Raw genomic sequence first — 26,744 nt, 5'->3', positions numbered from 1 at the left:
CCCCCTCAGCCGTCCAGCAGCGCCCGAGCCGCGGTCTCGATCGTCTCTTCGCTGAGCAATACCTCGTGCGCGGCCGCCCCGAGCGGCACGTACGAGTCGTAACTCGTCACCCGCGCGAGCCGTCCCGTGAACCCGTGGTCGATCAACGTGGCCAGCACACCCTCGGACACACCGCCCGACCGCCGCGTCTCGTCCGCGACCAGCACCCGGCCGGTGATGTTTGCCTCGCGCAACAGATCCTCGACCGGCAACGGCGCCAGCCAGCGCAGGTCGAGCACCCGGACACCCGGCACCCGGGCCGCCACCCGAAGACTCATCGGCACCCCGTTCCCGAACGTCACGATCGTCAGCCCGGTCCCGTCGCCGTACGTCCGCCCGCGACCGATCGGCACCGAATCCTCCGGGTACGGCGCCAGCCACCGCCCGTCGCCGTCGGCGTACAGGTCCCGCCGGTGGTACAGAGCGATCGGCTCGAGGAACACGCTCACCGTGCCGGACGACCGCGCCGCCGCCGCGCACGCGTGCAGCATCGCGGCCGCGTCGTCGGGCCGCGACGGTGACGCGATCACGATCCCCGGGATGTCCCGCAGGACGCCGATCGCGTCGTCGTTGTGGAAATGCCCGCCGAAGCCCTTCTGGTACCCGTACCCGGCGATCCGCAGCACCATCGGGTTCGCGTACTGCTCCTGCGAGAAGAACTTCAGCGACGCCGCCTCGCCGCGCAACTGGTCCTCCGCGTTGTGCAGATAGGCCAGGTACTGGATCTCCGGCAGCGGCAGCAGCCCCGACACACCAGCACCCAACGCGAGCCCGAGGATCGACTGCTCGTCGAGCAGCGTGTCGAACACCCGCGCCGGCCCGAACGCCTTCTGCAGCCCGCGCGTCACGCCGTACACCCCGCCCTTGCGGCCGACGTCCTCGCCGAAGACCATCGCCTCCGGGTACGACGCCAGTACGTCGCTCAACGCCCGGTTGATCGACTGGCTCAGCGTCAGGGGCTCCGCGGACGGCGTACGCCGCGGCAAGGCGTCGGCGACGGCCTCCGGCGCCGGGAAGCGCAGGGGTGCCGCAACGGCTGATGCCGACGTCAGCTGCGGCAGGCCGGCGACCTCGGCCGCGATCCGGAGCGCCTCGGCCTGCTTGTCCTCGTACAGTTCGATGATCTCGTCCGCGGTGACGCCGGCGCCGAGCAGGTAGCGCGCGGTGCCGAGCAGCGGATCCAGCTCCTCGTCAGCAGCCAGCTCGGCCGGCGAGCGGTACGCCGCCTCGACATCCGATCCCGCATGCCCGAGCAGCCGGACGGTCCGCAACCGCAGGAACGCCGGCCGCCGGTTCCGTCGTACGAAGGTCGCCGCCTCGGTCGCCATCGACAGCGCCGCGTCCAGGTCGGTGCCGTCCGCGTCGAAGTACCGCAGCCCCGGGCGCTGGCCGTACGCCTGCCGGATCCAGCCGTCCGGGGTGCGCACGCTGATCCCGATCCCGTTGTCCTCGCAGACCAGCAGCAGCGGCATCGGCAGGCCTTGGTACGACGCGTGCAGCGCCGCGTTGATCGCACCGGTCGCGGTGGAGTGGTTCGCGGACGCGTCGCCGAAGCTGGTCACCACGATCGCGTCGGCCGGCCACGGGGACGGTACGCCGAGCTTCGCCGACCGGTTCATCGAGAACGCGACGCCCATCGCCCGCGGCAGGTGCGAGGCGATCGTCGACGTCTGCGGGATGATCGACAGCTCGTGCCGGCCGAACACCTTGTGCCGGCCGCCCGCGATCGGCTCGCTGGTGGCCGCCGCGACGCCGAGCAGGATGTCGCGCAGGCCCTCCTTCGAGCCGCACTGCGCCGCGCGGGTCAGGTAGAACGCGCCGGAGCGGTAGTGCAGCAGCGCCGGGTCCGTCGGCCGCAGGGCGGCGGCGACGGCCGCGTTGCCCTCGTGCCCGGCCGAGCCGATCGTGTAGAAGCCGGTGCCCTGGGACTGCATCCAACGGGCGGCCAGGTCCGCGTGCCGGCTGCCGAGCTGCGCGTCGTACAGGCTGCGGAGCAACTCGGCGTCGTGCTCCCACGGGGCCGGGACGAGGCCGCGGACGCGTTCGGCGAAGGTCCTCATTTCATCCATGATCGGGGAAGTCCGCGCCGATCTCAGCCACGACCACGAGTTGAACAGGTCACCGGGTTCGCCGCGGGGCTCCGGGGGAACCGTGCCGAGGGGTTGTTCGTTCCTCCGGAGAGCGGGACTCTGTGGGGTGTGGTGACGGTGGGTGAGGTGTGATGCGCCAGTCTCAGGTCGTACGGCGGGTGGGGACGGCGGCGGGGCTCGGCGCCGGGACGGCCGGCGCGCTGGCAGGTGTCCTGCTGCTCGGTCCGCTCGCCGCGTCGATCCTGCTGGTCGTGGTGTTCGCGCTGGTCTGGCCGTTGGCCGCCGTCGTGCGGCACGTCGCGGAGGACGCGCCGTACGGATCCGCTGTGCTGGTCGCGGCGACGGCGGCGGGCGGGGTGCTGTGCCTGCCGGGGATGGTGCGGCTGCTCGCCTGGGGTGCACTCGGTGTGACGGCCGCGCTGGTCATGGCCGCACTGTTCGTGCTGATCGATTTCGCCGTACCGGACCGTTGGCACCGGCAGCAGCAACGGCAGCGGCCGTCGCGCCGGACGCGGAAGCTGGAGCGGCTGACCGAGACCCAGCTCGCCGAGGACGAGGAGCTGATCGCCTCCCTGCAATGCCCGCTCAGCATCGAAGAGCTCTGCGGCGTCTGGTCCGAGACGGCGACCCAGCTCGCCGAGGGCGCCGGGCCCCGGGACCGCCAGGCGGTCGCCGAGGTACGGCGGATCTGCCTCGACGAGTTCGAGCGCCGCAACCCCGACGGCTTCCACCGCTGGCTGGACGCCGGCGCCCCGGCCAACCCCGGCCGCTACCTGCTGCCTACGCCTGGCGAGTGAGCAGCGCCGCGACCGCTTCGCCGGCCGATCGCGCCGACTGCGGGTTCTGGCCGGTGACCAGCCGGCCGTCGGTGATCGTCTGCGCGGTGAAGTTCGCCGCCGGGTGATGGATCGCGCCGCGGGCGGTGAGCGCGTCGGCCAGCAGGAACGGGACCACGTCGGTCAGCTCGACCGCGGCCTCCTCCGCGTTGGTGAAGCCGGCAACGTTCTTCCCGTCGACCAGGTAGCTGCCGTCCGACAGCCGCAGGTTGACGAGCGCCGACGGCCCGTGGCAGACCGCCGCGACCACGCCGCCGTGCTCGTAGATCCCCGCGGCCAGCGCGGCCAGTGCCTCGTCCTGCGGGAAGTCCCACATCGTCCCGTGCCCGCCGGCGAAGAAGATGGCGTCGTACGACGCTGCGTCGAGCTCGGCCGCGGTCGCGGTGTGGTCGAGGTCCACGGCGGCGAGGAACTTCTGCTGGATCGGGTCGGTGTCGTCGACGCCGTCGACCGGCGGGCGGCCGCCGCGGACCGAGACCAGGTCGACATCAAAACCCGCCTCCTGGAACACGGCCCAGGGTTCGGCCGCCTCGGAGACGTAGAAGCCGGTGCTCCGGCCGGTGTCGCCGAGCTCGGAGTGGCTGGTGAGAGCAATCAGTACACGTGTCATGCCGCTATCGTGCAAGGCTCAGGCCATCGGAAACCAATAGCCAGAGTGGCACCAAGGCATAAGATTTCCGATGTGAGTGCCTCGCTGGACCTGCTCCGTACGTTCCTGGCCGTGCACCGCGCCGGATCGGTCACCGGGGCCGCGGAGACGCTCGGCCTTTCGCAGCCGACGGTGACCGCGCAGCTCAAGGCGCTGGAGTCGGCGCTCGGACGGTCACTGTTCGAGCGTCAGGCGCGCGGGGTCCGCCCGACCGGCGCCGGCGACGAGCTGGCCCGCCGCGTCGCCGACCCGCTCGACGCGCTACAAGGGTTGCTCCGCGACGAGCTCGACACGCCCAGCAACACAACCCTGCATCTCGGCGGACCGGCCGACTTCCTGTGCCACCAGGTCCTACCCGCCCTCGCCGAACGGTTCGCGAGCGGGCTGCAGGTGCGGACGACGTTCGGTCTGCCGGACGACCTCCTGGACCGGCTGCTCAATCGCAGCCTCGACCTCGTCGTCAGCTCGGTTCGCCCGCGGCGGGCCGGACTGCGCGTCACGCCGTTCTACGACGAGGTCTTCGCGCTGGTCGCCGCGCCGCGCTGGTCCGTGGAGCCGCTGCGCCGGACCCCGTTGATCGCGTACGGCGAGGAGGCGCCGATCCTGCGGCGGTACTGGCGGACCGTGTTCGGTTCGCGGCTCACGCGGACGGTGGATCTCGTCGTACCCGATCTGCGGGGTGTGCTGGACGCCGTCCGCGCGGGGGCCGGCGCCAGCGTGCTGCCGACGTACCTGTGTCAGGACGCGTTGGCCGCCGGTGAGCTGGTGCTGCTGGCGGATCCGGAGCTGCCGCCGTTGAACACGCTCTACCTGACCACGCGGTCGGACGCAGGACCGCGCAGTACCGCCATCGTCGTCCGCGACGAGCTGGTCAGGCGGTTCTCGCGTTAGGCAGCCTTCTTCTTCGCCGCGCTCTTCTTCGCCGTGGACTTCTTGGCGGTCGTCTTCTTCGCAGTGGTCTTCTTCTTGGCAGCAGTCTTCTTCGCGGGCCGCTTCTTGGAGGTGCGGGCCTTGCGGGCCTCCTCGACGCTGGCGCGCAGGGCGGCGACCAGGTCGGTCGGGTTGGTGGCCTGCGGCTCCTCCTCGGCGTACACGACCTCCTTGCCCTGGTGCTTGGCCTTCACCAGGTCCTTGACCCGCTCGGTGTACGTGTCCTCGTACGCCGAGGGCTTCCACTCGCCGCTCATCGCCTCGATCAGGTCGACGGCCATCGACAGTTGCTTGCCGGCGCCGGACTTGCGCGGCAGCTCGCCGAGCTCCTCGTCGGGGTCGCGGATCTCGTCGGCGAAGAACATCGTCTCCAGGACCAGCACCTTGCCGTCGGCGCGGATCGTGGCCAGGTACTCCTTGCCGCGCATCACGAACTTCGCGATCCCGGCCCGGTTCGTCTTCGCCAGGGCGTCCCGGAGCAGCGCGTACGACGACGCGTTCTCGGGGTCGGACGGGCCCAGGTAGTAGCTCTTCTGGAAGTGCATCGGGTCGATCTCGTCGAGGTCGACGAACGTGTCGATCTCCAGCGACCGGGACTTGCCCGGCGCGATGTCGTCGAGCTCGTCGGGCTCGACGATCACGTACTCGCCGCCGCCGACGTCGTGACCCTTCACGATCTTCTCGTACGGGACCTCGCGGCCGGTGCGCTCGTTCACGCGCTTGTACCGGATCCTGTCCGACGTGCCCTTCTGGAACTGATGGAAGTCGATCTCGTGTTCCTGGGTCGCGCTGTAGAGGCCGACCGGGACCGAGACCAGGCCGAAGTTGATGTACCCGCTCCAGATCGCCCGTGCCATCGTCCGACTCCTCTCTGGTCGGACCAGCCGGTACCCAGGTCAGAGCCGGTTGTACCGCTTCCGCGCCTCGCGGCTCTCCTTCTGCGCCTCCCGCGCCGCCCGCCGGGCCTCGTCCAGCTCGCTGCCGAGCCGGTGCACCAGGGCCTGCGCCTCGGCGAGTGCCTCGCGGGCCTCGTCGAGTTGGTTGTCGAGGTCCTCGACCGTCGCCTCGGCCTCCTGCGCGGCCGCCACCGCGTCCTCGAAGGCCTGCTTCGCCTCGGCCTTGAGCGCCGCCTCCCGCTCGCGCTCCTCGGCCTCCTTCCGTTCGGCCTCCTGCTTCCTGACCGCCGCGGACCCCTTGGCCTCCTCGGCGGCCTGCTGCGCCTTGCGCCGGTCCCGCGCGGCCTTGCGGCGTTCGTCGGTGAGCGGAGTGACGTTGGACGGCTCGCCGTTCTCGTCGACGACGCCGAACCCGACGTGCCGTAAAGCGCTGCTCAACCGGCCCTCGCGGACGGCGTCACCCGCCGCCGGGTCCACCAGCGCCGCGTCGAGGGTCTCGCGGAGTTTCTGGCCGACGTCCGCGCTGACCTTCTGGCCCTCGGCGGCCGCCAGCCGCGCGGCCTCCTTGGTCAGCTTGTCCAGCAGTTGATGCCGCTTCGGCGTCAGCTCGCGCAGCCGCTCGCCGTCCAGGTCGGCGGTCGCCTCGCGGAACTCGTCGCCGAGCGCGAGCAGGTCGTCGAGCTCGTCCGGCAGCTTGCGGGCGAGCAGGTTCGCGATCCAGGCCGCGACCGTCGGCTTGCGCAGCGCCTTCAGCCGCGTCGACCCGAGCGGGTCGCCGTCGGCCTTCAGCTGCTTGGCCAGCTCGTTGCGGGTAGCAATGAAATCGGCCGCCGGCGCCGCGTAGACCGCGTCCGCCGCCTCCTCGAAGTCCACGAGGCGACGGTACCCGAATCAGGTCCTGGTGAGACCAGGGCGCTCGGCGAGCTCGGTACGGAGCGTCTCGAGGATGCCGCGCAGCAGCCGGGAGACCTGCATCTGACTGACGCCCAGCTCCTGGCCGATCTCCTCCTGCGTGAACCCGTTGCAGAACCGCAACTGGAGGATGCGCTTGTCCCGGTCGCCGAGGTTCGCGACCGCGGGCGACAGGGTGTGGACGTTCTCGACCAGGTCGTAGCCGTCCTCGGCGTTGGCGACCGTGTCCAGCAGGCTCGTCCCGCCTTCCACCGCACCAGGCGCGTCCAGCGACAGCGTGCTGAAGCAGCCGCGGACCGAGGTGGCCTCCGCGACCTCGGCCGGATCGGTGCCGAGCGCCTCGGCGGTCTCCGCGTCGGTCGGCACGTGGCCGAGCCGCTGGATCAGTTCCGGCTCGGCGGCCGCGATGCTGCCCTGCATCTCCTGCACCCGGCGCGGCGGCCGGATCGTCCAGGCGCAGTCGCGGAAGTACCGTTTCAGCTCGCCGCGGATGGTCGGTACGGCGTACGACAGGAACGCGGTCGACGCGTCCAGCCGGTAGCCGTTCGCGGCCTTCACCAGGCCCAGGTAGGCGACCTGCTCAAGGTCGTCGGAGTCGACGCCCTTGCTGCGGTAGCGGGAGGCGATCGATCTGGCCACCGGGGCGTTCAGCAGCACGACCTCGTCGAGGCAGGCCTGGTGGCGAGGGTCAGGGACGCTGTGCGCCTCGAGCAGCAGCTCGTGCGTGGCGTCGGCAATGCTCTGCTGGGAGCGTTCTGCAGCTGCGATCGTCACGGGAGATACCTCGTCGTGTCGTCGTGCAGGTCTGGGTGGCAGGGGGCTGAACCACTTACGTCCACCAGATCAAACTCCGCCGGAGCTTTCAAGTACCCGGCTGTTACGGCTGTTTGAAACGACTGTCGCCTGACAGTAACTGTCAGGTTTCGATGGTTGGCTTGCACTCGTGAACGATTGCTGCGCCGTTGTCGACCTCCGCCAGTACACCCTGCACCCCGGCCGCCGGGACGACTTGATCGAGCTCTTCGACAAACACTTCGTCGACGGGCAGGAGCGGAGCGGCATGCACATCGTCGGCCAGTTCCGCGATCTCGACGACCCGGACCGGTTCGTGTGGCTCCGCGGCTTCCCGGACCTGCCGGCGCGGGCGGCGGCGCTGAACGACTTCTACTACGGCCCGGTCTGGCGCGAGCACGCCGCGGCGGCGAACGCGACGATGATCGACTCCGACGACGCGCTGCTGCTGCGGCCGCTGCGGCTCGGGCCCGGGTACCCCGCCCTCGACGCCCCGCGGCCGGACGGCGTCGTGGACTCGGTGATCGCCGGCGCCGTGTACCACCGCGGCGCGCCGGACGACGAGTTCGTCGAGTTCTTCACCGATCATGTGGTGCCTTTGCTGTCCGCGACCGGTGCCGAGCCGGTGGCGGTGTTCGAGAGTTTGGTTGCCGAGAACAACTTTCCGCAGCTGCCGTTGCGCGCCGAAGTCGTGCTGGCCTGGTTCGCGCGGTTCGAGGACGATGCGGCGTACGACGACCACCGCCGCCGGCTCGCCGCGTCGCGGAGGTGGCGGGAGCGGGTGCTGCCGGAGCTGGTCTGCCGCTCGGTGAAACCGGCGCAGGAGCTGCGGCTGCGGCCGACCGCTGGGTCGCAGTTCCGGTAAATGCGTTGCGGGTCCTGGATCGGGCGGGCATCCTGGGCTGACCGAGCGGCGACGAGAGCTGCCTGGACCTAAGGAGGGCTGACGGATGGCCATCACTGTGCTGCGGCATGTCCGCGTCAGTCCCACCTCATGCTTCAGGAGCACCTCAGTTGTCTTCTCCCGAGTACGAACTCACCGATAACGACTTCACCTTCCAGTTCCATTCAGTCGACGAACACCTGGGACCGGACCAGCGGTGGTCCACCTGGCTGGACGTCGAGCGCGGCTCTCGCGGACCTGATCCCCGCCCGGACTGGGTGGTGACGGAACAGGCCGCGATCGACACCGAGCTCGGCGTCCTCAAAACCGGTAAGGAAGCCGACGTCTTCCTGATCGAGCGGGCCGTCGAAGCCATCGGCGACAACCCGGCGAAGTCCTCACTGCTGGCCGCGAAGCGGTACCGCACCGAGGAGCACCGCACCTTCCACCGCAGTACGGCGTACGTCGAAGGCCGCCGGACCCGCAACAGCCGCGACAGCCGGGCGATGGCGAAGAAGACCTCGCACGGCCGCAGTGTCGCGGCCGGCCAGTGGGCGTACGCCGAATGGGACGCCCTGAACCGGCTGTGGAAGGCCGGCGTCCCGGTCCCGTACCCCGTGCAGGTGGACGGCACCGAGCTGCTGATGGAGTTCATCGACGACGGGGAGGGCGGCGCCGCACCGCGGCTCGCCCAGGTCCGGCCGTCCAAGGAGCTGCTCGGCGTGTACTTCGAGCAGCTCCGCGGCGCGATGCGCGAACTGGCCCGCGCGGGGCTCGCGCACGGCGACCTCTCGCCGTACAACGTGCTCGCCCAGGCGGACCGGATCGTGATGATCGACCTGCCGCAGGTGATCGACATCGTCGGCAACCCGAAGGGCATGGACTTCCTGCTGCGCGACTGCCACAACATGGCGACGTGGTTCACGAACCGCGGGCTGGAGGTCGACGAACAGGAGCTGTTCGCCGACCTGCTCACGATGGTGTTCTGATCGTCTGCTGGAACAACGGGACGAGCGGGACCAGCCGGTCGGGGTAGGCGTCGACGAGGCCGTCGACGTGGTTGCCTGCCTCGACCCGCTGGTACCTGTGCAGGTTGGTGTGGCGCGCCATCGCGGCGTACACGTCGGAGTCCTGGCTGATCGGCAGCAGGCTGTCGTAGGTGCCGTGGATCGTGGTGAGTGGTTTGCGGATGTTGCCGGTGAGCGCGATCCTGCTGACCGCCTTGTGAACTTCCGGGCGGCGGCTGTAGTCGTAGTCGGCTTCGGTGCCGGTGTACGTCGGGTCGAGTTCGGCGGCGTAGATGCGTTGGGTCAGCTTCCAGTAGACGGTGTAGTGGTAGTCCCAGAGGAAGTCCGACCGCGGGTCGAAGCCGGCCGCCACGATCGCCGCGGGGTCGTGGTTCTCGTAGCCTTTGATTGCCTGAGGCAAGTAGGTGAACAGGTTCGGCCCGTCGGCGGTCCACAGCGTGCCTTCGAGGTCGACGCCGCGGGTGTACAGCTCCGGGTGGTTCTCGAGCTGCCATCTGACCAGGTAGCCGCCGTTCGAGATCCCGGCCGCGACCACCTCGCGCGCCGGCCGACCGTAGTACTGCGCCACGGTCGCACGGGCCGCCCGCGCGAGCTGCGTGGTCCGCACGTTCCACTCGACGATCGCGTCGCCGGGGCGCAGGCCGTCGGTGTAGAACGTGGCGCCGGTGTTGCCCTTGTCCGTGGCAGCGTACGCGTAGCCGAGCGACAGCACGTAGTCCGAGATCGCCTTGTCGTTCGCGTACTGCGCTCGCACGCCGGGTGACCCGGCTACGACGAGTCCGCCGTTCCACTGCCGGGGCAGGCGGATCACGAACTGCGCGTCGTGGTTCCAGCCGTGGTTGGTGTTGGTGTGCGAGTTGTCGGGGAAGTACCCGTCGATCTGCACCCCTGGTACGCCGGACTGTTGCGGCAGGCCGGAATGCGTGAGGCCCGCGTAGTCGGCCGGGTTGGTGTGACCGGACGCGACCGTGCCGGCCGTGGTCAGATCGTCGAGGTGGGCGACTTCCTGGTACTCGGCGCCTGGTACCCGGACCGGGCGGTGCGCGTTGGCGGGCACGGTCGTCAGACCCGTGAGCAGCAGGGCGATGCAGACAAGGAGGAGACGGCGCATGGCGTCACGCTAGGAGCCGCCTCCGCAGCCGGACACCTGGTCGCGGCACACAACGCGCCTCGTCCAGGTGTGTGCTTAGGACACCGCCTTCGCGGCCGCGCGTCCCGCCGTACGGCCGGTGAACAGGCAGCCACCGACGAAGGTGCCCTCGAGTGAGCGATAGCCGTGCACGCCGCCACCGCCGAAGCCCGCGACCTCGCCGGCCGCGTAGACACCGGGCAGCGGAGTGCCGTCGGTGCGCAGGACGCGCGATTCGAGGTCGGTCTGCAGGCCGCCGAGAGACTTGCGGGTGAGGATGTTCAGCCGGACGGCGATCAGCGGGCCGGCCTTCGGGTCGAGGATCCGGTGCGGCGAGGCGACCCGGATCAGCTTGTCGCCGCGGTAGTTCCGCGCGCCGCGCAGCGCGGTGATCTGCAGGTCCTTGGTGAACGCGTTGGTGATCTCCCGGTCGCGGGTGACGATCTGCCACTCCAGTTCGGCGAAGTCGATCAGGTTCTCGCCGGTCAGCTCGTTCATGCCGTCGACCAGGTCGAGGAGGTTGTCCCGGACCACGAAGTCCGCGCCCTTCTCCATGAACGCGCGGACCGGCGCGGTCGGGCCGCCGCGCGCCCGGCCGAGGACGCCGCGGATGTCCTTGCCGGTCAGGTCCGGGTTCTGCTCCTGGCCGGAGAGCGCGAACTCCTTCTCGATGATCTTCTGCGTCAGCACGAACCACGTGTAGTCGTGACCGGTCCGCATGATGTGCTCGAGCGTGCCGAGCGTGTCGAAGCCGGGGAACAACGGCACCGGCAGCCGCTTCCCGGTGGCGTCGAACCACAGTGACGACGGGCCGGGCAGGATCCGGATGCCGTGCATCGGCCAGATCGGGTCCCAGTTCTGGATGCCTTCGGTGTAGTGCCACATCCGGTCGCGGTTCACGTACCGGCCGCCGGCCCGTTCGGTGATCGCGAGCATCCGGCCGTCGACGTGCTCCGGGACGCCGGAGATCATCCGCCGCGGCGGGTCGCCCATCCGCCGCGGCCACTGCGCCCGGACCAGGTCGTGGTTGCCGCCGATCCCGCCGGACGTGACGATCACGGCCTGCGCGGTCAGGTGAAAGTCGTCCACCTCGACGCGTGAACTCGACACCCCGCGCGCTGCGTCGCTCGGCTCGAGCACCTTGCCCGCGACGCCGTCGACCACCCCGCCGGTCACGGTCAGCTCGTCGACGCGGTGCCGGAACCGCAGCTCCACAAGGCCTTTCTCCACCGCTTCACGAACCCGCCGCTCGAACGGCGCGACCAGCCCCGGGCCGGTGCCCCACGTGATGTGGAAGCGCGGCACCGAGTTGCCGTGGCCGTGGGCGGTGTACCCGCCGCGCTCGGCCCAGCCGACCACGGGGAAGAACCGCACGCCCTGCGCGTGCAGCCACGCGCGCTTCTCGCCGGCCGCGAAGTCGACGTACGCCTTGGCCCACTCGCTGGCCCACTTGTCCTCGTCGTCCAGCCGGTCGAAGCCGGCCGAGCCGAGCCAGTCCTGCAGCGCCAGCTCGTGCGAGTCCCGGATGCCCATCCGGCGTTGCTCGGGGGAGTCGACGAAGAACAGCCCGCCGAACGACCAGAACGCCTGGCCGCCGAGCGACGCCTCGGGTTCCTGGTCCAGCAGCAGCACCTTCCGGCCCGCGTCGGCCAGCTCGGCGGTCGCCGCCAGCCCGGCCAGTCCCGCCCCGACGACGATCACATCAGCGTCCATGGCCACTTGTATAGCGCACTTGGAAGGATGCTGGGGTGACAATCCTTTCCGCGCACACCCTTGTCCTGCCCGCCGCTTCGCTCGGTGAAGAGGACCCGCTGCCGCCGCTGCGCATGCAGCGCGAGGCCCACCAGGTCGTCAACCTCGCCGAGCTGCCCGAGGACCTCCGCGAGAACATCCAGTACGGCCGGCTGCACAGCCCCTTGCCCTGTCTCAACCAGGACGGCTACGACCGCACGCTGACCGAGACGCCGTTTCCGGCGCTGGTGCTCGAGAACGACCACCTCCGCGCCGCTGTGCTGCCGAGCCTCGGCGGGCGGCTGTACTCGCTCGTGCACAAGGCGACCGGGGACGAGCTGCTCTACCGCAATCCGGTCTTCCAGCCCGCCAACCTTGCCCTGCGCAACGCCTGGTTCGCCGGCGGCGTCGAGTGGAACGTCGGCAGTACCGGCCACTGGACCGGGACCTGCGCGCCGATGCACGCCGCTCGCGTCGAAGGCCCCGACGGTACGCCGGTCCTGCGGCTGTGGGAGCTGGAACGCACCCGCAACCTGGTTACGCAGCTCGACTTCTGGCTGCCCGAGGACTCGGACTTCCTGTACGTCGGCGTACGGCTGCAGAACCCGTCGGACGTCGACGTACCGGCGTACTGGTGGTCGAACATCGCCGTACCGCAGTCGCCCGACCGGCGGGTGCTGGTGCCTGCGGACCAGGCCTGGCGGTTCGGGTACACGAGCCGGCTCGACCTGATCGACGTGGAGACGGACCTGACGTATCCGATGCGGCATCCGCGGGCCGTCGACTACTTCTTCGAGCCGCTGGCCGGAGAGCGGTCGTGGATCGCGTCTGTGGACGGAGACGGTGCTGGGCTGGTGCAGGCGTCGACCGAGCGGTTGCCGGGGCGGAAGCTGTTCGTCTGGGGGCAGGGTGACGGCGGCCGGCGTTGGCAGGAGTGGTTGTCGCCGGGGCTCGAGGGGCACGGGTACGCCGAGATCCAGGCCGGGCTCGCGCGGACGCAGATGGAGCACCTCAAGCTGCCGGCCGCTACGTCCTGGACGTGGCTGGAGGCGTACGGGCGTCTCGCCATGGACGCCGGTGCTGCGCATTCCGAGGACTGGCACACGGCTCGCCGTGCGGGTGCCCACGCACTGGCGCCTGTGCTCGACGAGTTGCCTGGGCGCGAGAAGGCCTGGCTGGAGGTTGTCGACTCGGCTCCGGTGGAGCGCCTCGCTGTCGGGTCCGGGTGGGGAGCACTGGAGCTCAAGCGGACCGGGTGGACCGTGTCGGCGGGTACGCCGTTCGGCGACGACACGTTGACGTCGCGGGAGCAGGCCTGGCTGCCGCTGCTCGAGGGCCGGCTGCCGGTGCGGGACGACGTACCGGACGGAACGCTGGTGGCGTGGCGGGAGCTGCTGGAGCAGGCGGAGGACAACTGGCTGGTCTGGTACCACCGGGGAGTCGCGCGGCACTACCACGGGGACGTCGACGGCGCGGTCGAGGCATGGCGGCGGTCCGGGGACAATCCCTGGGCTCTACGCAACCTCGGTGTAGTGACGGGAGAGTTGGTGTACTACGAGCGCGCGGTCGCGCTCCGGCCCGAGTTGGTGCCCCTCGTCGCGGAGGCGGTCGCGGCGGCGCTCGACGCCGACGTACCGCTGGCCGAGCGGCTGCTCGCGCAGGCGCCCGACGATCCGCGGATCCAGCTGCTGCGGGTGCGGCATGCCTTGGAGACCGGCGATCCGGGGACGGCGCACGACCTGCTGGCCGCCGGGATCCAGCTGGCCACTGTCCGGGAGGGCGCGAACCCGCTCACCGACTACTGGCTGGCCGCCGAGGAGGCGCTTGGCACACAGCGGCCAGTTCCGCCGCAGTACCAGTTCGGAATGGGCGGAAACTGACAACTACAGGTCAACTCTACCTCTAGCAACACCGCTCCACCGGACTCTACTATGGTCCTGTAGAAAGGATTTTGTACTTACCTGGAACCAAGTGGAGTCCGGTGGCGTCCCACCGGTGAGCGGCAAACGCCGCACAAGGCAGTTTCGACAAAACGACCGCGTCGCTCGCGGGCGGCGCGTCGGGGGTGAGTGCCATGTTGACGATCGTTGTACTCGGTGGGTTCGGCCTGGTGCTGGTGGTCGCGGCCTTCATCGTGACCGAAGTCCTGGCCGGTCTGCGGCGGGACGAGATCCCCACCGGCACGGAGGAGAAGACCGCGGGACGAGTGATCCGGGTGCGTGGCCCGGTCCGCGGCCAACTGGAGAGCGGTGCCCCGGCGGTCTACACCGAGGTCATCGTGGAGTACTACACCCGCCGGGGTGAGGGCCCGTACGAGGTCGCTCGCAAGTTCCCGGTCGGGAGCCGCATTACTTACGCCAAGGGTGACCGGGTCATCGTCGCGTACGACGTCCGGACGCCCCGCCGGGCCCGCCTGGCCGGCCGGGTCAGCCACTGGCCGACCCTGGGACCGTATTCCGCTGCCCCGGCAGCCTGACAGTTCACCCTGCTTGAGCCACTCTCCGGCTCAAGCAGGAAGATGTGGGGCGAGCAGGTTGTAGAGCACCGGCCGGCCCCGGTCCAGAACGTAGTCCGCCTCGTCGGCGGGCAGCCGGTCCGCCAGGTGGGCCAGCGCCTCGCCCATCGTGATGCTGAGCGTCACCGCCAGGCGGAACTCCCGCGAGTCGTGCGCGCCGAACCGCGCCGTCAGCAGCTCCGCGAACTCCCCGGCGTGCTGATCGTCGAACTCGCCCGGCTTCGCCTCCAGCTCCGGATCGCCGAGGCCGCTCAGCACGACCGCCTTGAAGCCGGGATCCGTGCGGTGCATCTCCCGGAACGTGTCCAGCGTGACGTCGACCGCCTGCCGCCAGCTCGTGACGTCCGCCAGCCGCTCCCGGACCGCGTCGGTGTAGCGCGCCTGGTTCCGGCGCTCGATCGCCTGGATCAGGCTGCGCTTGTCCGGGAAGTACCGGTACACGCTGCCGACCGCGATCTCGGCCCGCTTCGCGATCCCGCTCGTCGACGCCGCGTCGTACCCGCGCTCGACCACCTCGGCGCAGGCCGCGTCCAGGATCCGCTCGACCTGCCGGCTCGCCCGGTCCTGCGTCGGCGTCCGGCGCAGCGGATAGGCCCCCGAAGTCACCATTCACCCATTGTCCACGCGGCAGGGGGACATCGTTGCCACCTCTTTGTGACAGATTGCCGACAGTTGGTCAGGAGGAGGGGAATACACCTATGCGCATCAACAAGACAGTGGTGGCCGGAGTGGCGTCCGTGGCGGTCGCGGCGTCCGGAGTCGCCGGTACGGCGCTCAGCCGGGACGACTCGGCGGCGAGCGGCGGTGGGTTGCGGTTCAACCAGGTGCAGATGATCGGGTCGCACAACTCGTACCACCGCGAGCTCAGCCCGGCCGAGCAGAAGCTCCAGCAGACCATGAACCCGGGCTCGGTCGACCTCTGGTACTCGCACGCGCCGATTGGGCAGCAGCTCGAGGACCAGAACGTCCGGACGCTCGAGCTCGACCTGGTCCCGGACCCCGACGGCGGGCTGTACACCTACCCGCTGATCCGGAAGCTGACCGGGCAGGGCCCGCTCACCGATCCGGCGATGGCGCAGCCCGGGATCAAGGTCATGCACGTCCCGGACTTCGACTACAACGGCACCTGCAAGACCTTCGTGCTCTGCCTGCAGCAGGTGAAGGCCTGGTCCGACGCGAACCCGGACCACACGCCGATCACGATCAGCCTCGAGCTCAAGCAGTCCGACCCGAAGGTGGTCGCGGCCGGCGGCGTGCAGACGCCTCCGTGGAACCTCGCGAACCTGGAGAGCGTCGACCGGGAGATCCGGTCGGTGTTCCCGGAGCAGGAGCTGCTGTCGCCGGACGACGTCCGCAAGCCTGGCCTGACGCTGGAGGAGTCGGTGCTGACCAAGGGCTGGCCGAAGCTGAACGACGTCCGCGGGCAGGTGCTGTTCTACTTCGACAACGGCGGCGCGGGCACGATCCGCGACCTCTACCGGGCCGGTCACGAGAACCTCGAGGGCCGGGCGGTCTTCACCCGCGGGCCCGAGGGCCAGCCGGACGCCGCGATCACCCAGGTCAACGACCCGCGCGGCGCGAACCAGGCCGAGATCCAGCGGCTCGTGACGAAGGGCTACCTGATCCGGACCCGGTCCGACGAGCCGATGGCGACGATCCGGGACAAGGACTACAGCCGGCTCGGCATCGCGCTCGGCAGCGGCGCGCAGATCGTGACGACGGACTGGCCGGTCGCCGGCATGGCCGCGCGGTACGACAGCGACTTCGTCGCGAAGCTGCCCGGCGACACCCCCGTACGATGCAACCCGGTGTCGGCGCCGGCGTGGTGCCGGGGAGACGTCGCGGAGAGGTGACATGTCGGAGCACGTGGTCGATGTCAGCTGGAGCCGTGGTGAGCACGAGTTCACCTATGACTCCTACAACCGCGACCACGAGTGGCGCTTCGACGGCGGCATCACGGTGCCGGGCTCGGCGAACCCGAAGTACCTGGGGAACCCGGGCCCGGTCGACCCGGAGGAGGCGTTCGTGGCGGCCCTGTCGTCGTGCCACATGCTGACGTTCCTGGCGATCGCGGCCCGCAAACGCCTGGTCGTCGACGCGTACGACGACCACGCGGTAGGCGTCCTGGCAAAGAGCGAGTCCGGTCGACTGGCAATCACCCAGGTAACCCTGCACCCCAAAATCACCTGGCACGGCCCCGAACCGGACGCCGCGACCCTCGACCGCCTCCACGACCTGGCCCACCGAGAATGCTTCATAGCAAACTCTGTAACCACCGAGATCACGGTTGCTGCTGGCAAATGAAAACCACCCGCCGGCCGGCCTGAGCCTCGCGCAAACGGCGTCAGGACGGTCGGCGGGTGGTGTGGTGCACCTCTGTGGCGGTGCACCGGTAACGGATCCGGGGGCGCCTCGCACTGGGGCGCCTCTGCGTTTGGTGTGCGACTTCCGTGCGGTCTGGCTCGGTGGGCAAGACCGTCCGGGTGCGCCGCCCGGGTCCGTTCGTCCGGCTGGCGCCTGCTACTGCTCGGCGGCGGCGTCGGTCCGGTCGTCGGTGGTCTGGGTTCCGGCCAGGAGGTCCTCGAGCTCACGCACCTGCTCGGTGGCCATCGTGGTCATCAGTCGGTGGATCGTCATGCCAGTGAGACGCCACCGGTCCGCGACTATGACGGGAATCCCGAATGTGACCTGGGTCACTACTTCTCGTCGAGCCCGTCCAGCCGCAGTGGGACGAGCTTGCGTGCCTCGTCGTACGACGTGCCGGTGAGTTCGAGCAGGTCGACGATCGTGGAGCGGATCTGGCCGAGGACGACCACCGCGGACAGCCCGGCCGGCAGCGGCATGGCCGCCGTACGACGTCCCAGCTCGCCGAGCACGCGGTGCGCGGCGACGTCGGCGGCCGGTTCGAACAGGGACTCGCCGATCAGCCGGGTCCCGTCGGCGAGGCGCTCGAGCAGCATCGGGTACTCCGCGGGCATCGCCTCGTCGCGCCACACGGACACCGCGCACCGGCGGACCAGCACGCGGGTGTTCCGGATCGCGCGGTCCAGCGGTACGACGAGATCGGCGATCTCCTGGACCCGCCCGCGGTGCCGGCGGCGGAACGGGGACAGCCGCACGACCGCGACCCCTTCCTCCGCGGCACTCCGCAGGTCGTCGAGCCGGGACTCGCTCGCCCGCGCGCGCCGGAGCGCGTCGGTGACCGCCTCCTCGTCCCGGCTCCGGAGGCCGTCCGCGGTCTCGTTGAGGATCTCGGCCAGTTCGCCGAGCACCCCGGCAGCTTGTTGCCGAGGGCGCCGGATCGCGGCAGCGGGGGCGATCGTGGCCGCGGCCAGTGCGACCAGTCCGCCTAGCGCGGCGTCCTGCCAGCGGCCGAAACCCGCGCCCGGGTCGGGCAGCAGCGTGGTGACGATCGCGGCCTGGACGCCGGCCTGCGTGGTCATCAGGTTGCCGGCGCCGAGCAGTACGGCGATGCTCATCGCCAGCGCGATCACGAAGATCAGTTGTGCGATGCCGGTCCCGAAGGCGGCCACGAACAGGTCGCCGACGCCCACCCCGACGGCGACGCCGACCATCACCTCCGCGACCCGGCGCAGCCGCTGGCCGAAGCTGAACCCGAGGCAGATCATCGCCGCGACCGGCGCGAAGAACGGCTGGCTGTGACCGACGACGTACCGGGCGATCGCCCAGGCCACCCCGGCCGCGATCGCGCACTGGGCGATGAAGAAGGCCCGGCTCCGCCACCGCTCGGCGCGCCGGTGGATCGACGCACGGGACCGCCGCGCGGCCTGCGGCGCGATGTCGTCGCGCAGCTCACGCAACTGGTCCAACGTCAGCCTGACCGGATCCACCCGCCCATTCTCCGCCGAGCTTGATTCGCACGGCCACGACGCGCCAAGGTGGGGCCATGAGCGAGCGGAGCGAGCGATCAAAAGGCACTGTCGAGGTTCTCGGTCGTGCCGGAGCCGAGCGTAGCGAGGTGGAGGCATGACCGAGAACAACCGCGAGGACTACGGCAGCTACAGCGTCGACGACGAGGATCAGCTGCAGGCGGAGGACACGCTCGACGACCGCGGGGTGGACGACCTGCTCGACGAGGGCTACTCGCCGCCGGAGAAGTGGTCCGCGGGCGAGGGCTTCGGTACGACGGCCGACGAGGCGCTGCAGGGCGAGTCGCTGGACCAGCGGATCGCGCAGGAGGTGCCGGACGTCGACCCGTACGCCGAGGAGGGCGAGGACGTCGGCGGCCCGGAGGTCGGCACCGCCCGCTCCGGCCGGTTGGTCGCGTCCGACGAGGGCGCGCACAGCGACGAGGACGACGAACTGTTCGCCGAGGACGTCGGCATCGACGGCGCGGCCGCCGGGGCCGAGGAGGCCGCCGTGCACGTCGTCGACGACGAGGACAACTTCGAGCTCGACGGCGACGACGAGGAAGACCTGCAGAACTACCGCGACGTCGACCTCGGCGACGTCACCGACCTCGAGGACTGAGCAGACACAGCTGAGCAGACCTGGCTGAGTAGATCTAGCGCTTCGTGACCTGGACCTCCGCGCCGCGGCGGGGGACCAGGGTCACGTTCTTCGGCTGGGCCGGTTCGGGTTTCGGGTGCGGGGCCTGGAAGTTGTACGCGGTGAGCGCGGCGCGGAGGATCTCGGTGCCCTCCATCAGCGAGAACCCGGCCCCGATACAGCGCCGCGCCCCGCCGCCGAACGGCATCCACGTCCCCGGCGCGGGCGGGTCGTCGGACAGGAACCGCTGCGGCCGGAAGTCCTCCGGCATCGGGAAGTGCTCGGCGTCCCGGTGCACCAGCCCGATCGCGGCCATGATCGTCGTACCGCGCGGCAGCCGGTAGCCCGCGATGTCGGTCGTCTCGGTCAGCCGGCGACCGACCTGGTAGACGACCGGGCGCAGCCGCAGCGCCTCCTTGAGGATCGCCTCCAGCTCGTCGTCCGCGCCGGCGTCCGCGGCCCGCTGCCCGAACGCGAGGTCCTCCGGCCGCCGCGCCAGCTCGTGGAACGCCCACGCCACCGCGGTCGCCGTCGTCTCGTGGCCGGCCAGCAGCAGCGTCACCAGCTGGTCGCGCAGCTCCACGTCCGACCACTGCCCCGCGGCGAGCAGCCGGGAGAGTACGTCGGTGCGTCCGGCGTAGGTCTCGCGCCGCTTGGCGATCTCGTCGTACAGGATCTCGTCGACCTGCTGCTGGGTGTCCAGGTACGTCTTCCACGGCCGGACCCGGAGCAGCGCCGGGTAGAAGCCGCCGAGCATGATCACCGGCGACACCGAGACGATCTTGTCCATCAGCGGGCGCAGCGTGTTGAGCCGGTCGACGTCGGTGACGCCGAAGATCACCTGCAGGATGATCTCCAGCGTCAGGTTCCGCATCCGCTCGTGCACCTTGAACGGCTCGCCGACCGGCCACCGCGCCACCTCGGCCTGGGCGAGCTCGAACACCATCTCGGCGTACCCGCGCAGCGCCACGCCGGAGAACGCCGGCATCAGCTGCTTGCGCATCCGGACGTGGTCCTCGTCGTCGAGCAGCAGCAGCGAGTGCGAGCCCATGATGGGCTCGAGCACGGTGTTGCCCTCGCCGGCGTGCATCACCGACGGCGGGCTGCCGAACACCTCGCGGATGTGGTCCGGGCGGCTCAGTACGACGCAGACCCGGCGCGACGGCACCAGCCGGATCGTGAACACGTCGCCGTACTTCGCCCGCATCCGCGGGAAGAACGTCTTGCGATGACTCGCGAACAACGCACTCTGCACGAGCGTCGGCAGCTTCGGCCCGGGCGGCAACGTCCGCGCCGTCTGCCGGTCGAGGGTCCGCGAACCGAGCAAAGGTGTCGGAGCCATACCTGCACGCTACGTCAGCCAGATGAACACCGGGGTGTCACAAAGGTGAAGGCCCGCCCGACGGGATCGGGCGGGCCTTCGGGGTGGAGATCAGGAACGCTTGAAGCGCAGCGTGAGGATCTGGAACGGGCGGAGCTCGAAGCTCACCCCGCCGTCGGTCAGCTCCCGGTCCGCCAGGTCCCGCTCCAGCAGGTCGACCTCGGTCACCGACGCCGCCGCGAACGACGGCGTGACGGTCGCGCGGGCGCGGCCGCCGGTGGACTCGTACAGCCGGACGATCACGTCACCCGACCGGTCGTCGGCCAGCTTCAGCGCCTCGACGATCACGTTCGGGTTGTCGACGGCAACGATCGGCTCGACGCCGGCGGCGCCGTCCACGACCCGCTCCGGCAGGTTGATCCGGTAGCCCTCCTCGATCGCCTCGCCGATCCCGGCGCCGACCACCAGCGCGTGGTTCACGGTGTGCACGCCCTGGTCCGTCTTCGGGTCGGGGAACCGCGGCGCCCGGATCAGCGAGGTCCGGATCGTGGTCGTGGTCCCGCCGTCCTCGCGCGCGGTCCGGTTGATGTCGTGGCCGTACGTCGAGTCGTTGACGACCGCGACGCCGTACCCGGGCTCGCCGACGTGCACCCAGCGGTGCGCCGCGATCTCGAACTTCGCCGCGTCCCACGAGGTGTTCTGGTGGGTCGGCCGGAAGATGTGCCCGAACTGCGTCTCGGACGCCGACCGGTCCGCGTGCACGTCGACCGGGTACGCCGCCTTGAGGAACTTCTCCGACTCGTGCCAGTCCATCTCGGTCTCGATGTCGACCCGCTTGGCGCCCGGGCGGACCCGCAGCGTCTGAGTCACCGTGGACCGGTTGAAGGACCGCTTCACGACCACGGTCGCGACGCCGTCGACGGTGCTGAAGTCGACGCTGTCCACCTCGGTCACGTCGCGCACGTTGTTCTTGTAGAACGAGTCGACGTCCCACGCGTCCCAGTGGTTCGGGGTGTCCACGTGCAGCTGCAGCAGGTTGCCGACGGCACCCGGTGCGATGACCTCGCGCTGCGCCTGGACGTCGTACAGGGAGGTGATCAGACCGCGCTCGTCGATCGTGACCCGGATCAGGCCGTTGTCCAGTACGCCGTTCTCGACCGTGACGGCCTGGCCGTCGACGGTCGCGACGCCCGCGCCGAGGCCGGCGACACCGTTGCGGCCGTGCGGGGCGGCGTTGAAGACGATCCGCTCCGAACCCGCACCGGCCAGCGCCTGCTGGGCCTTCGCGATGATCGCGTTCAGCTCCTCGGCCACCCGCGCGTAGGTCTCCTCGGCCTCGCGGTGCACCCACGAGATCGACGAGCCCGGCAGGATGTCGTGGAACTGGTGCAGCAGCGCGACCTTCCACAGCCGGTCGAGGTCCTCGTACGGGTAGCTGTCGAGCTTGCCCGCGACGACCGCCGCGGCGCTCCACAGTTCGGCCTCGCGGAGCAGGTGCTCGGTGCGCCGGTTGCCCTGCTTGGTCTTGGCCTGGGAGGTGTACGTCGCGCGGTGGATCTCCAGGTACAGCTCACCGGACCAGACCGGCGCGTGCTCGCGGTACTCCTCCTCGGCGGCGCTGAAGAACTCGGTCGGGGACTCGATCGTCACCCGCGGCGAGGACTCCAGGTTCGCCACCCGGCGCGCGGTCGCGACGAACTCGCGGGTGGGGCCGCCACCGCCGTCGCCGTACCCGAACGGGACCAGCGACCGGGTCGCCGCGCCGTTCTCGGCGAAGTTGCGCTGCGCGTGCGCGAGCTCGCGGCCGGACAGGTCGGAATTGTAGGTGTCGATCGGCGGGAAGTGCGTGAACACCCGGGTGCCGTCGAGACCCTCCCACCAGAAGGTGTGGTGCGGGAACTTGTTCTCCTTGTTCCAGGAGATCTTCTGGGTCAGGAACCACTTCGAGCCGGACAGCTTCACCAGCTGCGGCAGCGCCGCGGTGTAGCCGAACGAGTCCGGCAGCCAGACCTCCTGGGTGTCGATCCCGTACTCGTCCAGGAAGAACCGCTTGCCGTGCACGAACTGCCGGGCCAGCGCCTCGCTGCCGGGCAGGTTGGTGTCGGACTCGACCCACATGCCGCCCACCGGGACGATGTGGCCCTCGGCAACGGCCTTCTTTAGCCGCTCCCAGACCTCCGGGTAGTTCTCCTTCACCCAGGCGTGCTGCTGGGCCTGTGAGAACGCGAAGACCAGCTCCGGGTACTCCTCGGCCAGCGTGGCGACGTTGGACACCGTACGGGCCACCTTGCGGCGGGTCTCCCGCAGCGGCCACAGCCACGCGGAGTCGATGTGCGCGTGCCCGACCGCGGAGAGCTGGTGCGCGCTGGCGTGCGCGGGCCGGCTCAGTACGTCGGTCAGCTGGGCGCGGGCGTCCGCGGCGGTGCCGGCGACGTTCTCGTAGTCCAGGGCGTCCAGCGAGCGGCTGAGGGCCCGCAGGATCTCCCGGCGCCGCGGCTCCTGGATGGACAGCTCGCGCTGCAGGCTGTCGAGTGCCTCGAGGTCCAGGATCAGGTCCCACACCTCGGCGTTGAAGACCGCCAGGTCGGCGCGGGTGAGCTGATAGATCCGGGTGTCGCCGAGCTTGGCGCCGATGTCGACCTTCGCGTTGGCGTTGTCGAGGGGGATCTCCGGGTTCGCCGCGGCCTCGACGTAGAACTCGATGTGGTCGCCGGCGGATGCCGCCGTACCGTCCGGGCCGAGGATCGAGAGCGGGGCGTAGGTCTGCCGCGGGTGCAGGCCCTTGAGCGGCCGGCCGGTGGTGGTGTGCACCAGGCCCTCCGCGGAGAAGCCCGGGCCGCCGCTGAAGCCGAGGTCGATGACCGCCTCGATCTCCCGGCCGGCCCACTCGGCCGGGACCTGCCCGCTGAACTTGAACCACGCGGTTCCCCACGCCGGACCCCACGGCAGGCCGATCTCGGCCTTTTCGTAGGTCTGGGCGAGCGCCTCGGCGGGGGACACCGGCTCACCGGGTGCGTGCCACACCTCGATGTCCAGCGGGACCGCCGCGCCGTAGATCGCGGGGCGGAGCCGCTCCCGCAGGGCGCGCTTGAGCCGCTCCTCGATGAGTTGACGGTCGTCGTGCACGAAATCATCCTCCGGGGAAGGGGGCCTCACGCGGCCGCCGCGGCCGCTGGATGACAACGCTGTCACACCGACCCCGGGTGCGTCCAGACGCAGTTTTTCTCGTCCTGTGTGGAATACCTGTGGGTAGCGGTTCGATTGCGGGGCGCGGACACGGCTACCCCGGAGGCCCGGTTGTTGTCTAGGTTGTCCTGCATGGATCGCCCCCGCCTGCTGCCCCCTGCCCGGCCGACCGGGACGACGTCACCCGGGATGACCCGCCGCAGCGTGCTGGGCCTGGGTGCGGCCGCCGCGTCGGGGCTGCTGCTGCCCGGCTGCTCGCGCGGCCGCGCGGACGAGCCGGCGCCGTCGGAGGCGGCGGTCTTCGCGACCGGCAACCAGAACGGCGTCTACAACCAGTTCGGTACGGCGCTCAGCGCACTGGTCAGCGAGGTCACCGGCATGGAGCTGAAGCCGATCGTGACGAACGGGTCGGTGGAGAACCTCACGATGGTCGCCAGCGGCAAGGCGGACCTCGGCTTCAGTACGTCGGATTCGGCGCTGGCGGCGTACGAGGGCACCGGCGCGTTCAGCACCGGCCGCGGACTCCGGTTCACCGCGCTCGCCCGGCTGTACGACAACTACGTGCACGTCGTCGTACCGATGGCGTCACGGGCGAAGGAACTGATGGACCTGAACCCGGACGGGAGCGACCCGAAGCGGCGGAAGATGGTCGTCAGCGTCGGCCCCAAGAACTCCGGGACCCAGATCATCGCCGACCTGATCCTGGACACGGCAGGCGTGGACGTGACGCGGGTCAACATGTCATTGGAAGCGTCGGTCAAGGCGCTGCAGCCGGTCGGCAACGCGAGCCGCGGTGCGATCGACGCGTTCATCTGGAGCGGCGGCGTGCCGACCGTCCCGATCGCCGAGCTGCAGAAGACGGTCGGGTTCCGGCTGCTGAACATCGGGAAGGTCGCCGAGACGATCGCGTTGCAGCGGTTCGGCGGGTTCCTGGTTTCGGCGATCCCGCCGTCGCAGTACGGCCTGGCCGGTTCCGTGCCGACGCTGGCCGTCCCGAACTACCTGATCGCCAAGCCGAACCTGTCGGACTCCTGGGCCTGGTGGACGGTGAACACGCTGTTCCGCCGGCAGAACGACCTGATCCCGAAGCACCCCGAGGCGGGCGCCCTGGACCCTCGCTCGGCGATCGCCACGATGCCGGTGCCGCTGCACCCCGCCGCCGAGCGCTGGTACCGCCAGAACCACATCTGACGGCCCTGACCGGGTCGGCCCGGTTCAGGCGTCGTAGTCGTCGATCAGCGGGACCCGGACCTCGATGACGAGGCCGCCGCCGATCGGCGGGCGGGCGACCACGCGGCCGCCGACGCGGGCCGCCTCGGACCGGACGATCGCCAGCCCGAGGCCGGTGCCCGGCATCTCCCGGTGGTGCGCGCTGCGCCAGAACCGCTCGCCGACCTTTTTCAGGTCCCGCGAGCCGAGCCCGAGGCCGTGGTCGCGCACCGACAGCACCACCTCGGTGCCGTCCCGGGTGACCGAGACCTCGACCGGCGGGGCGCCGTACTTCGAGGCGTTGTCGAGCAGTACGTCGAGGATGTCGTCGACCTCGAGCTCCGGCGCCACGCCGCCCGGCACCATCTCGCCGACGATCAGCTCCATGTCGTCCGCGGCGTACACGGCCTTCCAGCCGACCAGCCGCTCTTTCACCGCCTGTGCCAGGTCCAGCGGCTCTTCGTTGCCCTCGGCATCGGCCGCCGACGGGCGGTCGGAGCCGGCCAGCCGGGACAGCCGCTGGACGATCCGGCCGAGCCGGTCGATGTCGCTGAGCGCGAACCGCGCGGTCGGGGACAGCCGGGACAGGCCCTCGATGTGGATCCGTGCCGAGGTCAACGGTGTCCGGAGCTGGTGCGACGCGTCGGCGACGAACTCGCGCTCGCGCTGGCGGGCCTGGTGCAGGCTGAGCGCCATCGAGTTGAAGCTGTCGCCCAGCCGGCGGAGCTCCGGCGCGCGGCCGTCGGTCGAGACTCTGGTGTCGAGCGCGCCGCGGGTGATCTGGTGGGTGGCGTTGTCGAGGTCCTGCAGCGGCCGCAGCACCCAGCGGGTGATCGGCCGGACGATACCGACGATGATCGCGCCGATGCTGATCAGCAGGCCGCCCAGGAGCAGCAGCAGCCCGCTCTGCACCTGGTCACGGGCCTTGTCCGTCGGCACCCGCAGTACGGCGGCACCGAGCACACTGCCGTTGTTGACGACCGGGCGGGACACGATCATCTCGCCGGAGCGCCACGGCCACAGGGCCGGCGGCTCCGGCGGCAGGCGGCCCGCCAGCGTGCTGTGCAGGGCCTCCGCGATGTCGTCCTCCTTCACGTCCACGCCGGAGACCGAGGTGGCGACCACGCGGGAGTCGACGTCGACGACGAAGACGGGGGTGTCGTAGAGCTCCTGGTACCGGACCGCCAGCTCCCGCAGGTTGGCGATGTCACCGGTCTGCAGCGGGGACTCCGCCATCGTGGCGAACCAGTCCGCGTCGTTGCTGCGGGACAGGAAGAGCGTGCGCGACGTGCTCGTGGCGATGAAGTTCGCCAGCGGGATGACGGCGACGATCGCCAGCGCGACGACCATCGGGACGAGGGACTGCAGCAGTCGACGGCGCAACGGTCAGTCCGAACCCAGTCGGTACCCGACGCCGCGGATGGTCTGGACCAGCTCGGGGCGGCCGAGCTTCGCGCGCAGGCTGGCGACGTGCACGTCCATGGTGCGCGAGGACGCCTCGAACACCGACTGCCAGGCGTACAGCGCCACCTGTTCCCGGGGGACCACCCGGCCGTGGTGAGCGGCCAGCACTGCGAGCACGTCGAACTCCTTGCGGGTCAGACTGATGGGCTTGTCCGCCACCTGAACCGTCCGGGCCTCGATGTCCACGGTCAGGTCGCCGACAGTCACCCGGGGGCGGGGTTGCAAGAGCCCGGTACGACGAAGTACAGCATCGATGCGGGCCAGCAGCTCGGAAATCGCGAAGGGTTTCACCACATAGTCGTCGGCGCCGCTGCGCAACCCGCGGACCCGGTCGGCCGCCTCGCCCCGCGCGGTCACCGCGATCACCGGGACGTCGGACACCGTGCGGATCTGCCGGCACACGTTGATGCCGTCCCCGTCCGGCAGCCCGAGGTCCAGCAGGACCAGGTCGCCGGGGTCCGCCGCGAGGGCGTCCGCCGCCGTCCGGACGTGCGTCACCATCAAGCCGTAACGCCGCAAAGCGGGTATCAGGGCATTGGCGATATCGAGATCGTCCTCGACCAGCAGAATCCGGACCGCGCCACTCATGCGGTGATCGTAGGCCAGGTCACGGCCCGATGTGTCA

General features: G+C 70.4%; 23 protein-coding genes. 10 read left to right on the top strand and 13 right to left on the bottom strand.

The annotated features are described in order from the left end of the window. Positions 1–5: 5 nt before the first annotated feature. Complete coding sequence (locus tag ABN611_RS07320) at positions 6–2,099, bottom strand: thiamine pyrophosphate-dependent enzyme (protein WP_350279026.1); 2,094 nt, start codon at positions 2,097–2,099, stop codon at positions 6–8. Between the two features lie 161 nt (positions 2,100–2,260). Between ABN611_RS07320 and ABN611_RS07315 the strand changes: the two genes are divergently transcribed. Further along, a complete protein-coding gene (locus ABN611_RS07315; RefSeq protein ID WP_350279025.1) occupies positions 2,261–2,926 on the top strand; it encodes a hypothetical protein in 666 nt (221 codons plus the stop codon). Here the strand turns inward: ABN611_RS07315 and ABN611_RS07310 are convergent. Beyond that, on the bottom strand, positions 2,910–3,575 hold the full coding sequence (locus tag ABN611_RS07310; RefSeq protein ID WP_350279024.1) for a type 1 glutamine amidotransferase domain-containing protein: 666 nt from the start codon (positions 3,573–3,575) through the stop codon (positions 2,910–2,912). The genes ABN611_RS07315 and ABN611_RS07310 overlap by 17 nt on opposite strands. A gap of 72 nt (positions 3,576–3,647) precedes the next feature. Between ABN611_RS07310 and ABN611_RS07305 the strand changes: the two genes are divergently transcribed. Further along, on the top strand, positions 3,648–4,505 hold the full coding sequence (locus ABN611_RS07305; protein ID WP_350279023.1) for a LysR family transcriptional regulator: 858 nt from the start codon (positions 3,648–3,650) through the stop codon (positions 4,503–4,505). Here ABN611_RS07305 and ABN611_RS07300 read toward each other — a convergent pair. Genes ABN611_RS07300 through ABN611_RS07290 form a run of 3 tightly spaced genes read right to left on the bottom strand, consistent with a single transcriptional unit; the run spans position 4,502 to position 7,126 of the window. After that, on the bottom strand, positions 4,502–5,401 hold the full coding sequence (locus ABN611_RS07300; protein ID WP_350279022.1) for a Ku protein: 900 nt from the start codon (positions 5,399–5,401) through the stop codon (positions 4,502–4,504). The genes ABN611_RS07305 and ABN611_RS07300 overlap by 4 nt on opposite strands. Before the next feature lie 39 nt (positions 5,402–5,440). After that, positions 5,441–6,313: a hypothetical protein gene (locus ABN611_RS07295; RefSeq protein WP_350279021.1), complete on the bottom strand. Its 873-nt coding sequence runs from the start codon at positions 6,311–6,313 to the stop codon at positions 5,441–5,443. Between the two features lie 18 nt (positions 6,314–6,331). Then, positions 6,332–7,126: a sigma-70 family RNA polymerase sigma factor gene (locus ABN611_RS07290; RefSeq protein ID WP_350279020.1), complete on the bottom strand. Its 795-nt coding sequence runs from the start codon at positions 7,124–7,126 to the stop codon at positions 6,332–6,334. Positions 7,127–7,295: 169 nt separating this feature from the next. On the opposite strand from ABN611_RS07290, the gene ABN611_RS07285 reads away from it, so the two are divergent. Beyond that, on the top strand, positions 7,296–8,009 hold the full coding sequence (locus ABN611_RS07285) for an NIPSNAP family protein (RefSeq protein ID WP_350279019.1): 714 nt from the start codon (positions 7,296–7,298) through the stop codon (positions 8,007–8,009). Positions 8,010–8,158: 149 nt separating this feature from the next. Then, on the top strand, positions 8,159–9,016 hold the full coding sequence (locus ABN611_RS07280; RefSeq protein ID WP_350279018.1) for an RIO1 family regulatory kinase/ATPase: 858 nt from the start codon (positions 8,159–8,161) through the stop codon (positions 9,014–9,016). Here the strand turns inward: ABN611_RS07280 and ABN611_RS07275 are convergent. Together ABN611_RS07275 and ABN611_RS07270 are read right to left on the bottom strand one after the other, a co-directional pair. Further along, entirely contained in the window at positions 9,000–10,166 is a 1,167-nt protein-coding gene (locus tag ABN611_RS07275; RefSeq protein ID WP_350279017.1) for a prolyl oligopeptidase family serine peptidase, read from the bottom strand. The two genes, ABN611_RS07280 and ABN611_RS07275, sit on opposite strands and share 17 nt — an antisense overlap. Before the next feature lie 75 nt (positions 10,167–10,241). After that, a complete protein-coding gene (locus ABN611_RS07270; protein ID WP_350279016.1) occupies positions 10,242–11,897 on the bottom strand; it encodes an FAD-binding dehydrogenase in 1,656 nt (551 codons plus the stop codon). A gap of 35 nt (positions 11,898–11,932) precedes the next feature. On the opposite strand from ABN611_RS07270, the gene ABN611_RS07265 reads away from it, so the two are divergent. Together ABN611_RS07265 and ABN611_RS07260 are read left to right on the top strand one after the other, a co-directional pair. Continuing rightward, complete coding sequence (locus tag ABN611_RS07265; RefSeq protein WP_350279015.1) at positions 11,933–13,795, top strand: DUF5107 domain-containing protein; 1,863 nt, start codon at positions 11,933–11,935, stop codon at positions 13,793–13,795. Between the two features lie 194 nt (positions 13,796–13,989). Further along, complete coding sequence (locus ABN611_RS07260; protein WP_238350262.1) at positions 13,990–14,391, top strand: DUF3592 domain-containing protein; 402 nt, start codon at positions 13,990–13,992, stop codon at positions 14,389–14,391. 30 nt (positions 14,392–14,421) lie between these two features. On the opposite strand, the gene ABN611_RS07255 is transcribed toward ABN611_RS07260, so the two are convergent. Next, positions 14,422–15,039, bottom strand: a complete 618-nt coding sequence (locus ABN611_RS07255; RefSeq protein ID WP_350279014.1) for a TetR/AcrR family transcriptional regulator — start codon at positions 15,037–15,039, stop codon at positions 14,422–14,424. 89 nt (positions 15,040–15,128) lie between these two features. Between ABN611_RS07255 and ABN611_RS07250 the strand changes: the two genes are divergently transcribed. After that, a complete protein-coding gene (locus ABN611_RS07250) occupies positions 15,129–16,283 on the top strand; it encodes a phosphatidylinositol-specific phospholipase C1-like protein (protein ID WP_350279013.1) in 1,155 nt (384 codons plus the stop codon). 1 nt (position 16,284) lies between these two features. Further along, complete coding sequence (locus ABN611_RS07245; protein WP_350279012.1) at positions 16,285–16,734, top strand: OsmC family protein; 450 nt, start codon at positions 16,285–16,287, stop codon at positions 16,732–16,734. A gap of 392 nt (positions 16,735–17,126) precedes the next feature. On the opposite strand, the gene ABN611_RS07240 is transcribed toward ABN611_RS07245, so the two are convergent. Next, positions 17,127–18,281, bottom strand: a complete 1,155-nt coding sequence (locus tag ABN611_RS07240) for an FUSC family protein (RefSeq protein WP_350279011.1) — start codon at positions 18,279–18,281, stop codon at positions 17,127–17,129. Between the two features lie 136 nt (positions 18,282–18,417). On the opposite strand from ABN611_RS07240, the gene ABN611_RS07235 reads away from it, so the two are divergent. Next, positions 18,418–18,921 (top strand): DUF5709 domain-containing protein, encoded by a 504-nt coding sequence (locus ABN611_RS07235; protein ID WP_350279010.1) that lies wholly within the window; start codon positions 18,418–18,420, stop codon positions 18,919–18,921. Positions 18,922–18,955: 34 nt separating this feature from the next. Here ABN611_RS07235 and ABN611_RS07230 read toward each other — a convergent pair whose 3' ends face one another. Together ABN611_RS07230 and ABN611_RS07225 are read right to left on the bottom strand one after the other, a co-directional pair. Beyond that, positions 18,956–20,281, bottom strand: a complete 1,326-nt coding sequence (locus ABN611_RS07230) for a cytochrome P450 (protein WP_350279009.1) — start codon at positions 20,279–20,281, stop codon at positions 18,956–18,958. Positions 20,282–20,371: 90 nt separating this feature from the next. Further along, positions 20,372–23,386: a glycoside hydrolase family 38 C-terminal domain-containing protein gene (locus ABN611_RS07225; RefSeq protein ID WP_350279008.1), complete on the bottom strand. Its 3,015-nt coding sequence runs from the start codon at positions 23,384–23,386 to the stop codon at positions 20,372–20,374. 192 nt (positions 23,387–23,578) lie between these two features. Between ABN611_RS07225 and ABN611_RS07220 the strand changes: the two genes are divergently transcribed. After that, positions 23,579–24,637 carry a TAXI family TRAP transporter solute-binding subunit gene (locus ABN611_RS07220; RefSeq protein ID WP_350279007.1) on the top strand — a complete coding sequence of 353 codons (1,059 nt, stop codon included), beginning with the start codon at positions 23,579–23,581 and terminating at the stop codon, positions 24,635–24,637. Positions 24,638–24,661: 24 nt separating this feature from the next. On the opposite strand, the gene ABN611_RS07215 is transcribed toward ABN611_RS07220, so the two are convergent. Then, positions 24,662–26,038, bottom strand: a complete 1,377-nt coding sequence (locus tag ABN611_RS07215; protein WP_350279006.1) for a HAMP domain-containing sensor histidine kinase — start codon at positions 26,036–26,038, stop codon at positions 24,662–24,664. Between the two features lie 3 nt (positions 26,039–26,041). After that, a complete protein-coding gene (locus ABN611_RS07210; RefSeq protein ID WP_012918592.1) occupies positions 26,042–26,707 on the bottom strand; it encodes a response regulator transcription factor in 666 nt (221 codons plus the stop codon). Between the last annotated feature and the right edge of the window lie 37 nt (positions 26,708–26,744).

The sequence above is a fragment of the Kribbella sp. HUAS MG21 genome, from assembly GCF_040254265.1.
Taxonomy (GTDB): Bacteria; Actinomycetota; Actinomycetes; order Propionibacteriales; family Kribbellaceae; genus Kribbella.
Note: the sequence above shows the minus strand (reverse complement) of the source record. Positions and strands in the feature narration are given on the sequence as shown.

Bases quoted from the DNA above. Each gene is read 5' to 3' on its own strand.
- ABN611_RS07320 (WP_350279026.1), bottom strand. From the start codon at position 2,099: ATGAGGACCTTCGCCGAACGCGTCCGCGGCCTCGTCCCGGCCCCGTGG.
- ABN611_RS07315 (WP_350279025.1), top strand. From the start codon at position 2,261: ATGCGCCAGTCTCAGGTCGTACGGCGGGTGGGGACGGCGGCGGGGCTC.
- ABN611_RS07310 (WP_350279024.1), bottom strand. From the start codon at position 3,575: ATGACACGTGTACTGATTGCTCTCACCAGCCACTCCGAGCTCGGCGAC.
- ABN611_RS07300 (WP_350279022.1), bottom strand. From the start codon at position 5,401: ATGGCACGGGCGATCTGGAGCGGGTACATCAACTTCGGCCTGGTCTCG.
- ABN611_RS07275 (WP_350279017.1), bottom strand. From the start codon at position 10,166: ATGCGCCGTCTCCTCCTTGTCTGCATCGCCCTGCTGCTCACGGGTCTG.
- ABN611_RS07270 (WP_350279016.1), bottom strand. From the start codon at position 11,897: ATGGACGCTGATGTGATCGTCGTCGGGGCGGGACTGGCCGGGCTGGCG.
- ABN611_RS07260 (WP_238350262.1), top strand. From the start codon at position 13,990: ATGTTGACGATCGTTGTACTCGGTGGGTTCGGCCTGGTGCTGGTGGTC.
- ABN611_RS07255 (WP_350279014.1), bottom strand. From the start codon at position 15,039: ATGGTGACTTCGGGGGCCTATCCGCTGCGCCGGACGCCGACGCAGGAC.
- ABN611_RS07250 (WP_350279013.1), top strand. From the start codon at position 15,129: ATGCGCATCAACAAGACAGTGGTGGCCGGAGTGGCGTCCGTGGCGGTC.
- ABN611_RS07245 (WP_350279012.1), top strand. From the start codon at position 16,285: ATGTCGGAGCACGTGGTCGATGTCAGCTGGAGCCGTGGTGAGCACGAG.
- ABN611_RS07235 (WP_350279010.1), top strand. From the start codon at position 18,418: ATGACCGAGAACAACCGCGAGGACTACGGCAGCTACAGCGTCGACGAC.
- ABN611_RS07230 (WP_350279009.1), bottom strand. From the start codon at position 20,281: ATGGCTCCGACACCTTTGCTCGGTTCGCGGACCCTCGACCGGCAGACG.
- ABN611_RS07220 (WP_350279007.1), top strand. From the start codon at position 23,579: ATGGATCGCCCCCGCCTGCTGCCCCCTGCCCGGCCGACCGGGACGACG.
- ABN611_RS07210 (WP_012918592.1), bottom strand. From the start codon at position 26,707: ATGAGTGGCGCGGTCCGGATTCTGCTGGTCGAGGACGATCTCGATATC.